This window comes from Mycobacterium sp. ENV421, assembly GCF_002887815.1.
Lineage (GTDB): Bacteria > Actinomycetota > Actinomycetes > Mycobacteriales > Mycobacteriaceae > Mycobacterium.
In genome coordinates this window covers 1-10876 of the sequence record NZ_PDHO01000060.1, presented here as the reverse complement: position 1 = coordinate 10876, position 10876 = coordinate 1, and the positions used below count along the sequence as shown (strand labels likewise).

The 10876-nt window shown below is 66.5% G+C and carries 7 protein-coding genes and 2 pseudogenes; 6 read left to right on the top strand and 3 right to left on the bottom strand.

Features of this window, described 5'->3' with window-relative positions; genetic code table 11:
- A pseudogene (locus tag CRM90_RS30605) lies at nt 1-2541 on the top strand (hypothetical protein); the annotation flags it as partial.
- Nucleotides 2542-2619: 78 nt separating this feature from the next.
- Here CRM90_RS30605 and CRM90_RS28575 read toward each other — a convergent pair.
- The 3 genes from CRM90_RS28575 to CRM90_RS28565 are packed head-to-tail and all read right to left on the bottom strand — an operon-like array spanning nt 2620 to nt 5117.
- Complete coding sequence (locus tag CRM90_RS28575) at nt 2620-3984, bottom strand: cytochrome P450 (protein ID WP_102810249.1); 1365 nt, start codon at nt 3982-3984, stop codon at nt 2620-2622.
- Nucleotides 3985-4023: 39 nt separating this feature from the next.
- Nucleotides 4024-4221 (bottom strand): ferredoxin, encoded by a 198-nt coding sequence (locus tag CRM90_RS28570; protein ID WP_036344115.1) that lies wholly within the window; start codon nt 4219-4221, stop codon nt 4024-4026.
- Between the two features lie 35 nt (nt 4222-4256).
- A complete protein-coding gene (locus tag CRM90_RS28565; RefSeq protein WP_036344117.1) occupies nt 4257-5117 on the bottom strand; it encodes a mycofactocin-coupled SDR family oxidoreductase in 861 nt (286 codons plus the stop codon).
- Between the two features lie 510 nt (nt 5118-5627).
- On the opposite strand from CRM90_RS28565, the gene CRM90_RS28560 reads away from it, so the two are divergent.
- The 5 genes and pseudogenes from CRM90_RS28560 to CRM90_RS31150 form a co-directional block, all read left to right on the top strand.
- The gene (locus CRM90_RS28560) at nt 5628-7130 is read left to right on the top strand and encodes an aldehyde dehydrogenase family protein (RefSeq protein WP_102810248.1); all 1503 of its coding nucleotides are present in this window, start codon (nt 5628-5630) and stop codon (nt 7128-7130) included.
- Complete coding sequence (locus tag CRM90_RS28555) at nt 7127-8332, top strand: CaiB/BaiF CoA transferase family protein (RefSeq protein WP_102810247.1); 1206 nt, start codon at nt 7127-7129, stop codon at nt 8330-8332. Before CRM90_RS28560 ends, CRM90_RS28555 begins: the two co-directional genes overlap by 4 nt.
- 17 nt (nt 8333-8349) lie before the next feature.
- A complete protein-coding gene (locus CRM90_RS28550) occupies nt 8350-9561 on the top strand; it encodes an OB-fold domain-containing protein (RefSeq protein ID WP_102810246.1) in 1212 nt (403 codons plus the stop codon).
- Nucleotides 9558-10727, top strand: coding sequence for a thiolase C-terminal domain-containing protein (locus CRM90_RS28545; RefSeq protein WP_102810245.1), 1170 nt, complete (start codon nt 9558-9560; stop codon nt 10725-10727). The genes CRM90_RS28550 and CRM90_RS28545 overlap by 4 nt, the downstream gene beginning before the upstream one ends.
- Nucleotides 10717-10876 (top strand): annotated as a pseudogene (locus tag CRM90_RS31150) (ABC transporter permease); the annotation flags it as partial. The gene CRM90_RS28545 and the pseudogene CRM90_RS31150, both read left to right, overlap by 11 nt.

Here is a 10876-nt window from a genome sequence, read left to right as displayed (position 1 = left end):
TCGGGTGGGGCGGCACTGGCGGCGGCGTTCAATGCCGCACTGGCCAACTTCCCGAGCCCGCAGGCCTTCGTCGACGCCCTGGTCGGCGCGTTCGCAGCGCTCAACCCCACGCTGGGCATCCTGGCCGATGCGTTCACCACGTTCACCGGTCAGTTGGCGACCACGATCCAGGCCGGAATTGCGGCCGGGCTCACCGGTTTCCAGGCTCTGCTGAATGCTCTGGGCAACCCGCTGAGCGCATTGTCGGCGGCCTTCCAGGCGGCTCTCGAGTTGTTCCCGAACCCGCAGGCGTTCTTCAACGCTCTGGTTCAGGCGTTCAGCAACATCGACGTCAACCTGGGTCTGGCCTTGCAGGCCGTGATCAATGCGTCGATCGACGGCCCGCAGGCCTTCCTCGAAGCGCTGATCTCGGGTGGGGCGGCACTGGCGGCGGCGTTCAATGCCGCACTGGCCAACTTCCCGACCCCGCAGGCGTTCGTCGACGCGCTCACCGGCGCGCTGGCGGCGATCAACCCGACCTTGGGTGTGCTCGCCAACGCGCTGACCACGTTCACCGGTCAGTTGGCGACCACGATCCAGGCCGGAATTGAGGCCGGGCTCACCGGTTTCCAGGCGCTGCTCGATGCGCTGGGTAACCCGCTGAGTGCACTGTCGGCGGCCTTCCAGGCGGCGCTGGCCGCGTTCCCGAACCCGCAGGCGTTCATCAACGCTCTGGTTCAGGCGTTCAGCAACATCGACGTCAACCTGGGCTTGGCCTTGCAGGCCGCGCTCAACATCGGCGTCGACGGGCTGCAGGGATTCGTCGACGCTCTGGTCAACGGTGGTGCGCAGCTGGCGGCGGCGTTCAACGCGGCGCTGGCCAACTTCCCGAGCCCGCAGGCGTTCGTCGACGCGCTCACCGGCGCGCTGGCGGCGATCAACCCGGCGCTCGGCGTGCTCGCGAATGCGTTCACCACGTTCACCGGCCAGCTGAATGCGACCATCCAGGCCGGAATTGCGGCCGGGCTCACCGGATTCCAGGCGCTGCTCGATGCGCTCGGTAACCCGCTGAGCGCGCTGTCGGCGGCCTTCCAGGCAGCGCTGGATGCGTTCCCGAACCCGCAGGCGTTCATCAACGCTCTGGTTCAGGCGTTCAGCAACATCGACGTCAACCTGGGCTTGGCCTTGCAGGCCGTGATCAACGCCTCGATCGAGGGCCCGCAGGCCTTCCTCGAAGCGCTGGTGTCGGGTGGGGCGGCACTGGCGGCGGCGTTCAACGCCGCACTGGCCAACTTCCCGAGCCCGCAGGCCTTCGTGCAGGCGTTCGCCAACGCATTGGCAGCGCTGAACCCGACGCTGGGCATCCTGGCCAACGCGTTCACCACGTTCACCGGTCAGTTGGCAACCACCATCCAGGCCGGCATTGCAGCCGGCGGGACCGCCTTCCAGGCGGTGCTCGACGCGTTGAGCAATGGCGCCACCGCCCTGTCGGCGGCCTTCCAGGCGGCTCTGGCTGCGTTCCCGAACCCGCAGGCGTTCGTCAACGCGCTCGTCAACGCCCTGGGCAACATCAATGTCGACCTGGCACTGGCCTTGCAGGCAGCGCTCAACGTCAACCTTGATGGGGCACAGGCGATCATCGACGCGCTGGCCAACGGCGGCGCGCAGCTCGCAGCGGCCTTCAACGCGGCTTTGGGCGACCTCCCGAGTCCGGCGGCGTTCGTCAATGCCGTCACCGGAGCGCTTGGCGGTGGCCTCGAGGTCGCCCAGCAGGTGTTCAACCAGGGTGCAGCAGCACTCCAGGCTGGAATCGACGCCGGTGTGCAGGTGGGCAACCAGCTCCTCAATGCACTCGGCAACGGGCTGGTCCAGGGCGGTGCGGCTCTGAACGCGGCGATCAACGCCGCGCTGGCTGCCTTCCCGAACCCTCAGATCGTGGTCAACGCGCTTGCGACCGCGGGCGCACAGATCGCCGCAGGGCTGAACACCCTGGTCAAGGGGATCAACGCGAGCCTGGGGATCAACATCAGCTTCGACATCGGTGGCATTCACATCGGTGGTGGCATCAACGCCGGAGCAGGGGCTGCGGCCCTCGCTGCGGCTGGTGCCGCAGGGGCCGCCACGGTGACGAGCATCAACGACAAGGTGACGGGCATCGCAGGCAACGCGCCGACGGTCTCGCTGAAGGTTGCGGACTCCACGCCCGCGCCGACGGCGAACAAGGCCGCCGACACGACGCCGTCGACGACGGCACCGAGCACGAAGGTTTCGGCTCCCAAGCTGAATCTTCCGGCGCCGCCGAAGATCTCGCTGCCCGCGCCGCCGAAGATCTCGCTGCCTGCTCCGCCGAAGATCTCGTTGCCTGCTCCGCCGAAGGTGTCGCTGCCGTCGCTGCCGTCGCTGCCGAAGCCGTCGACCAAGGGATCCTCGGATACCAAGGCCGGCACCAAGGCAGACAGCTCGGCCAAGGGTTCGAGCTCGGCCAAGGGCTCGGGTTCGGGCTCGGCCAAGAGCTCGGCCAAGAGCGGATCCGCCGGCAGTGCGAAGAAGGGCGCTGCCTAACCAGCACGAGCCTAACCAGCACGAAACGAACTGTGGCCCTCTCCGAAAGGAGGGGGCCACAGTCGTTGGTTCAACCGTTCACCAATCGATGACGGCGGCTTCCTTGCGCTCGGTGATGGGGCGAGCCAGACCCTGCTCCTCGCAGATCCGCTGCAGGTTGGCCAGCGTCTCGTCGAGCCCGGGGCCGAGGCGAGGCCCGGGAGTGAAATCGGCAGGCAGGTGCTTCATCCCCTGGATGACGCCGATCGTCTCGTAGTGGACGGTGCCTTCCTGATCGCAGACGTAGTCCGGCATCCGGTCGAGCACGGCGGTGACCATCGACTTGAACACCGTCCGGGCCACGTTCGACCCGACGCAGCGGTGCACGCCGATGCCGAAACTGAAGTGACGGTTACCTTTTCGGTCCAGAACGACCTCGTTGGGCTTGTCGAAGACGGACGGATCGCGATTGGCCATCGCCCACGACAGCCACAGCCGCTCACCCTCCTTGAAACGATGGCCCTCGACCTCGACGTCCCCGGAGAACGTGCGGCCGTCACCGGGCGCGGGTGTGTAGTACCGCAGGAACTCCTCGGTGGCGGGGTCCAGCAGCGCATCCCGTTCGCGACTGAGCCGATCCCGCTCGGCGGGATGCTCGCTCAGCCATTCCAGTGAATGGGCGGTCAGGGCGGTGGTGGTGTCGAAGCCGCCGCCGATGATCAGCCCGAGGTTGCCCAGTATTTCCAGATCGGGGGCGGGCTCGCCGTCAATCCGTAGTTGCAGCAACGCGTTCACCAGGCCGGGCCGCGGATTTTCGCGGACCTCCATCATGGTGGTGACCATGTCGAGGCCCATCTGCCGGTTCATCTCGGCCACGCGCGCGGCGTCCGGCGAGTGTTCCGGAGTGGACACCGACAGGTGGGCGGGCTCACTGTAGACCGGCCACTTCTGCAGCTCGATACCCATCATGGCGAGGGTGAGCACCGCGGGCACGATATTGGCGAGGTCATCGACGAAGTCGATGTGCCCCGACTCGATCTTCTCGTCGAGCGACGCACGGACGATCTCGTCGACGAACGGCACCCAGCGCTTGACCGCAGCGGGGGACAGGTACGGGTTCAGCGCCCCGCGGTACGAGCTGTGTTCGGGCTCGTCCATCTCCAGGATGCCCCCACGAACCACCGTGGCTCGCTGAGCCTTGGGGATCGTGATGCCTTTGTAGGGCGTCTCGCCGGTGAGATCGTGGTGGTTGGAGACCACCGGACAGCGCGCGAGCTCGAAGACCTCCTTGCTGCCGGCGGCCACCCAGTGACCGTCGTAAACGTCGGTCCATGCCATCGGGCAGCGGGACTGCATCTCCTCGGTGATCTTCTCGAACTGCTGCCGATATTCCGGCGTGTGCCGATCGAAGTGATAGGTCGGCTGCTTTCGTTCGGTGTCGTCGTTGACGTCATCGATACTCAAGGCATTGTCTCCCTTGATATTTGGCTGGAAAACTGGAGGTCAATCCTCTTCGATGAGGATGGCCTGTTCAGGGCAGGAGTGCGCGGCTTCGCGCACGAGCTCGATCTGGTCGGCCGGGACCTCCTCGGTCACCGGCGACGAGCTGCCGTCGATATCGCTGAGCTCGAACATGTCTGGAGCGATCATGGCGCACAGTGTGTGCCCCTGGCACCGGTCCTGGTCGACCCGAACCTTCACGGATTCCCTCTCAAATCTCTTGGTAGTTCCGGTGTTCAGACGTGGTAGTCGTACCACTTGAGGTAGCCGCCGGCGTCCACGCGCAGCTGCATACCGGTGACGTAGCGGGCCTCGTCGGACGCCAGCCACAGCACTGCGTTGCTGATGTCCAGCGGCTCGACAAAATTGACCTTCATCGCCTGCTGGATGCCGAACACCGGCTCGGCGTCGGCGCGGGTCGGGTTTTCGAGATCGGGCCGGAACGAGCGGTACATCGGGTCGCTCTGCAGCATGTCGGTGTTGCAGTTGGTCGGGTGAACGACGTTGGCCCGGATGCCCCGCACGGCGAGCTCGGTGGCGAGGTCGTGGACATAGTTGGACAGCAGGCGTTTGGCGACCATGTAGGACATCCCGCCCGGGTCCGCGCCGGGGTTGTCCTTCTGGTGTGCGTCCATCAGGGCCGCGGTGGAACCGGTCGCGATGATCGAGGCGCCCTCCTCCAGATGGGGGAGCGCCACCTGGATCGCATTGATGGTTCCGATCAGGTTGGTGTTGATGACATCGCACCATGCCTGCAGTGGCGGCTGCCCTTTCATCCCGGCGATGCCGGCCTGGGCGACGACGATGTCGACCTTGCCGAACTCGGCGAGCCCCTGGTCGAGAGCCGCCTTGAGTTCGGCGGCCTCGCGAACGTCGGCCTGCGCGGTGACGATGCCGCGCCCGGTCTTCTTGACCAGTTCGGCGGTCTCCTCGAGATCCTCGGGGGTCGCCATTTTGTAGCCGATGGTGTCGATGTCCTTGCACAGGTCGACAGCGATGATGTCGGCGCCTTCTTCGGCCAGCCGTAGGGCATGGCTGCGGCCCTGCCCGCGCGCGGCACCGGTGATGAAGGCAACTCTGCCCTGGACTCGTCCCACAGGTATTCCTCTCTCTGACTGCTGTCTGGTTGTGTTGAAAAGTCTTGTGGTGCCACTACTCAGGCATTGCGTCCGCCGGTCACCCCGTGGCTGCGATGTCGACGATCTTCTTCCAGTCATCGGGGGCCCTATCGAGGAATCGCCGAAACAAGGTGCGGCCCGAACCGACACCGGTCACCAACGCCGTCGTCACCAGCGATCTCCGTCGCGGTCGGGACAGGGCAGGCGCGCTTCACCACGGCGTGCACATCCGGTCGTGTCGCCGATCCAGCGGATCTCGTAGTTCAAGAATCGCCCTTTCTGATATGAGAACGCTACTCTCGGTGTGATCCATTTCGCAAGACACTTCGGTGCAATGTGTCTAACTGCGGAGATGCGGCGACGGACCACGTTGCGAGGGTGCGTCCTGGATGTGACGTGTTCGGTGAACGCGGCTTGAGTTCTCTCGCGCCGAATGTATGATTCGCCGGAGATGAGAACCGAGTTATCCGACGACTGGAGGAGTTGCTGATGTCGGTCCAGGACACGACGGCCACCATCGCGAGCGGCGAGCAAGCGGGGCAGAGCCAGGTGTCCGAGCGGCACATGCTGATCGACGGTCAGCTGGTCGGCGCGAAGCACACCTACCCGTCGATCAATCCCGCCACCGGAGATGTGGTGGGCCATGCGCCCAACGCGGACGTGGCCGACGCCGAGCGCGCGATCGCCGCGGCCCGGTCGGCCTTCGACACGACCGACTGGTCCACCAACGTCGAGCTGCGCATCCGGTGTCTCGAGCAGCTGTATACCGCGCTCGTCGAGCACAGCGACGAACTGCGCGCGCTGACGATCGCCGAGGTGGGCGCCACCAAGGCGTTGACCGAGAGTGCCCAGCTCGATGACCCGATCCGGATCGTCGGCTACTACGCGAACCTGCTGAAGAGTTACGAGATGTCCGAAGACCTCGGCGAGATCGAGAGCCGCGGGCAGCGCCACCACCGCTGGGTGGAAAAGGAAGCCGCCGGGGTGGTGGCCGCGATCATCGCCTACAACTATCCGAACCAGTTGGCGCTGGCAAAACTGGGTCCGTCGTTGGCCGCCGGATGCACGGTCGTCCTCAAGGCCGCGCCGGACACCCCGCTCACCACGCTCGCGCTCGGTGAGGTGATCGCCAAGTACACCGACATCCCGGCGGGCGTCATCAACGTCATCAGCTCCACCGATCCCGCGGTCGGTGCCGCACTGACCACCAGCCCCGACGTCGACGTCGTGACCTTCACCGGGTCGACGGCAACCGGGCGCAAGATCATGGCGGCGGCCAGCGACACCATCAAGAAGGTCTTCCTCGAGCTCGGCGGCAAGTCGGCCATGATCGTGCTCGACGACGCAGACTTCACCAACTGCGCGATGATGGCGGCGTTCATGATCTGCTCGCACGCCGGCCAGGGCTGCGCGATCACGACGCGGCTGCTGGTTCCCCGCGCACATCACGACGAGATCGTCGAGTTGGTGAAGAACTTCATGGGCATGGTGCGCTACGGCGATCCGGCCGACCCGTCCACGTATATGGGACCGCTGATCAACGACACCCAGCGCGACAAGGTCGACGGCATGGTCCAGCGCGCGGTCGCCGCCGGCGCGACCGTCGTCACCGGCGGCAAGAAGGTGGACGGCCCCGGCTTCTTCTACGAGCCGACGCTGATCACCGGAGTCGACCCCAACAGCGAACTCGCCCAGGAGGAGATCTTCGGACCGGTCTTGGCCGTCCTGGCGTACGAGGACGACGACGACGCGGTGCGGATCGCCAACAACTCCATCTACGGACTCTCGGGTGGGGTGTTCGGCGGCCACGACCGCGCGCTGGCGATCGCCCGCCGAATCCGCACCGGCACGATGGGCATCAACGGCGGCAACTACTTTGGTCCGGATAGTCCGTTCGGCGGCTACAAGCAGTCCGGCGTCGGCCGCGAGATGGGTGTGGCCGGCCTGGAAGAATTCCTCGAGCGTAAGACGCTCGCGGCGGTGGTGTCGTGAGGCCGCTCGACGGGGTCCGCGTCCTCGAGGTGGCGATGTACGGCTTCGTGCCGTCGTGCGGTGCGGTGTTGGGTGAGTGGGGCGCCGAAGTCATCAAGGTCGAGCATGCGGTCACCGGTGATCCGCAACGCGGCCTGCGGCAGACGGGTCCGCTGCGGGTCGAGGGTGATCCGAATCCCAATGTGGAGCACGCCAATCGGGGCAAGCGCAGCATCGGACTGGACATGTCGGTGCCGGAGGGCAAAGAGGTTCTCTACGAACTCGCCCGCCGCTCCGACGTGTTCCTGACCAGCTTCCTGCCCGGGCATCGGACCAAGTTCGGCATCGACGTCGACGACATCCGCGCGGTGAATCCGAACATCATCTACGCGCGCGGCAGCGCCTTCGGTCCGCGTGGCCAGGAGTCGGAAAAGGGCGGTTATGACATGACCGCCTTCTGGTGCCGGGCCGGCACGGCGGCGACGATCACACCGCCGGGCACCGAGGGCATGATCGCCCCGCCCGGTCCGGCGTACGGCGACACCATCTCCGGCACCAACCTCGCAGGCGGAATCGCGGCAGCGTTGTTCAAGCGCGAACGCACCGGCGAAGCGTCGGTGGTCGACGTGTCACTGCTCGGCAGCGGCTTGTGGGCGATGGGCCACACCATCGCGTTGACTCAGCATCTCGGTGAGCAGCTGGTGGCACCCGTGCCGGGCGTGCACGGCTCACCGATAAATCCGCTGGTGGGCCTCTACGAGACCGCCGACGGCCGCTACATCTCGTTCGTGATGATGCAGCCGACCAAGTTCTGGGCCGACGTCTGCCGCCACATGGATATCACCGAGTACATCGACGATCCGAGGTTCGCCGGCGTCGAGCAGATCGCCGCCAACACCGCCGACGCCGTCGAGATTCTCGGCAAGGCGATGGCCACCCGAACCCTGTCGGAATGGTCGACGCGGTTCGCCACGCTGGCCGGACCGTGGGCGCCGGTGCAGGACACGCTGCAGGCCGCCGCTGATGCGCAGGTACGGGCCAACGAATACCTGGTGAAGGCAGGGGAATTGGAGCTGGTCGCCAACCCGGTGCAGTTCGACGTCGCCGCGCCGAAGAGCGGCCCGGCGCCGGGATTCGCCGAGCAGACCGACGAGATCCTCACCGAGCTCGGCCTGGACTGGGACCGCATCATCGAACTCAAGACCGCTGGCGCGGTCACCTAGGTCGCGCCGGAGACTCCATGCCCTACATCGTCGCCATTGGCACCTACCTACCCTCCTGGGGGTGTGACGCGCATCGCATTGCCGGCGATGACGAGGACGCCATCACACTCGCTGTTGAAGCGGGCCGCGCGGCGCTGTCCGAGGGCGGTGCCGTCGAGCGGGTGGTGCTGGTCAGCCGTGACCTGCCGCTGGTGGAGAGCAGCAATGCCGCCGTGCTGCTGGCGGGTCTCGGTCTGGATCCCGAGCTCGAGGTCGACGAGCGGCTCGGCGGTGCGCCGGCCACTCTCGACGCGGTCAGCTCGGCCCGCCCGCGGACGCTGGTCATCGGCTCCGACTTGGATCCGGCTGGGGCAGCGGCGATCCTGACCGGCGAGGACGGCTTGCAGGTTCGTACCGCCGCGCGGGTGGCACGCAGTCTCCCGGTCCGCACCCGCAATGCCGACGGGGTGGTGCACGACTACGGCGACCCGCGGCTGTTGCACGAGCGCGGGCTGGTCGCCTCGCTGGCTGCGGCGTGGCTCGACACTCCGGTCGCGCTGGCCGGCGTCGACCATGACCGCGCGATCGAACTGTGCGGCGGCGAGGCGCCCGTCGTGCCGACAGCGGGTGCCAGTGCCGGGCTGTTCGCCTTGGCCGCCCTCGCCGAGTCGACTGTCAACGGCCCATTGGTAGCCGTCGAACAGGCCAGCCTGTCCGGCGTGACGGTGGCCGGCGGCGGAGCGGCCGTCTACCGGCGGGAGCCGACGGCGCGGCCGCGACCGCAGACCAGGGTGGCCGCCGGCCCTGACATCCCGATCTCCCTGGCTGCCTACGAGCGTGCCTTCGAAGCCAAGGTGCGGTGGGAGGCCGGCCGTCACAGCGGCAGCGAGGAATTGGACTTCCCGCCCCGCTACCGGCTCGACGATGCCGGCCGGCTGGCCACCGACTACGAACTGGTGCCGCTGCCCCGGGTGGGAAGCGTCTACACCGAAGTCACGGTTCACATTCCGGTACCGGGCCTGCGGACTCCCTACTCGTTGGTGATCGTCGAGCTCGACGACGTCGCGGTGCGCGCACTGGTCAAGGTCACCGGCGTCGAGGCGGGCGCGGTGCGGATCGGCGATCGTGGCCGGCTCACGCTGCGCCGGGTGGCCGTGCGATCGGGTGTACCCGACTACGGGTACGCGTTCGAGCCGTATGCACCCGCGACTCCGCGGGAAACGTCCGTCCGGTCGTGGGGTGCGGCATGAGGCGGGTCGCGATCGTCGGTGCCGGCATGACGGCGTTCGGCGAGCACTTCGCCCTCGGGCTCAAGGACCTGCTCCCGATGGCGTTCGCGGAGTGCGCCGCTCGGGTTGACAAGGGCGTCAACAAGTCTGAGATCGACGCCGCCTGGTTCGGTGCGATGGGAACCGCCGACGGCTTCCCGGCGGGGATCCTCGCCGACTCGCTCGGACTGCCCGACCTGCCGGTGACCCGGATCGAGAACTCCTGCGCGACCGGCAACGACGCGGTCCGCAACGCCCTCTACGGCATTGCGTCCGGTGCGGCCGATGTCGCGTTGGTGATGGGTGCGGACAAGCTGAGAGAGACCGCTTCCAAGCAACTGCTGTGGGAGTGGGAGGCGATGGCCCGCGACATGGCGTGGGACTATCCGCTGGGATTGGTCGCGCCCGCAGGATTTGCCCTTCATGTTGCGCGTTATTTGCACGAAACCCCGGCCACCCGTGAACACATGGCGATGGTGGCGGTCAAGAATCATCGGCACGGCCTGTCGAATCCGAAGGCGCGACTCCGTTTCGAGGTCACCATCGACGAGGTTCTCGCCGCGCCGATGGTGGTCACGCCGTTCGGCGTCTATGACTGCGCTCCCCAAAGCGACGGCGCGGCAGCAGTTTTGTTGGCCGCAGAGGACGTGGTCGACCGTTTCACCGACCGACCGGTCTGGATCCGCGGGGTGGGGTTGGGGCTGGATTCCGTGATGCATCAGCACAAAGCGGATATGACGACGTTCCCGGCGACGACCCGTGCGGCGAAAAGAGCCTTCAGAATGGCAAATTTGACGCCCGCCGATATCGATGTGGCGGAAGTTCACGATTTCTTCACCGGCATCGAATTGATCAGCTATGAAGATCTCGGCTTCGCCGAACCCGCGGAGGCCTACAAGTTAATGGAGGCCGAGGTGACTTGTGTGGGTGGAGCTTTGCCGGTGAACCCCAGCGGCGGCCTGAAGGCCAAGGGCCACCCACCGGGCGCCACCGGAGTGGCCCAGTGCGTGGAACTTTTCGACCAGTTGCGCGGGGAAGCCGGCAATCAGGTGGACGGCGCCCGAATCGGACTGGCTCACAACATCGGTGGTCCGACAGCAGTCGCTGCGGTGACGATTCTGGAAGGACCGGGTGGCCATGGCGGGTAAGGGGGCCGATCGTTGGTCGCCGGGCATTGCGTTGAGCAGTGCTGCGGGTCCGATGCAGGCTATTGGTGGCTTGTTTGCAATGTCAGCAGACGCCGTGCGGTTCATCTTCCGGAAGCCGTTTCAGTGGCGGGAGTTTTTGGAGCAGGCGT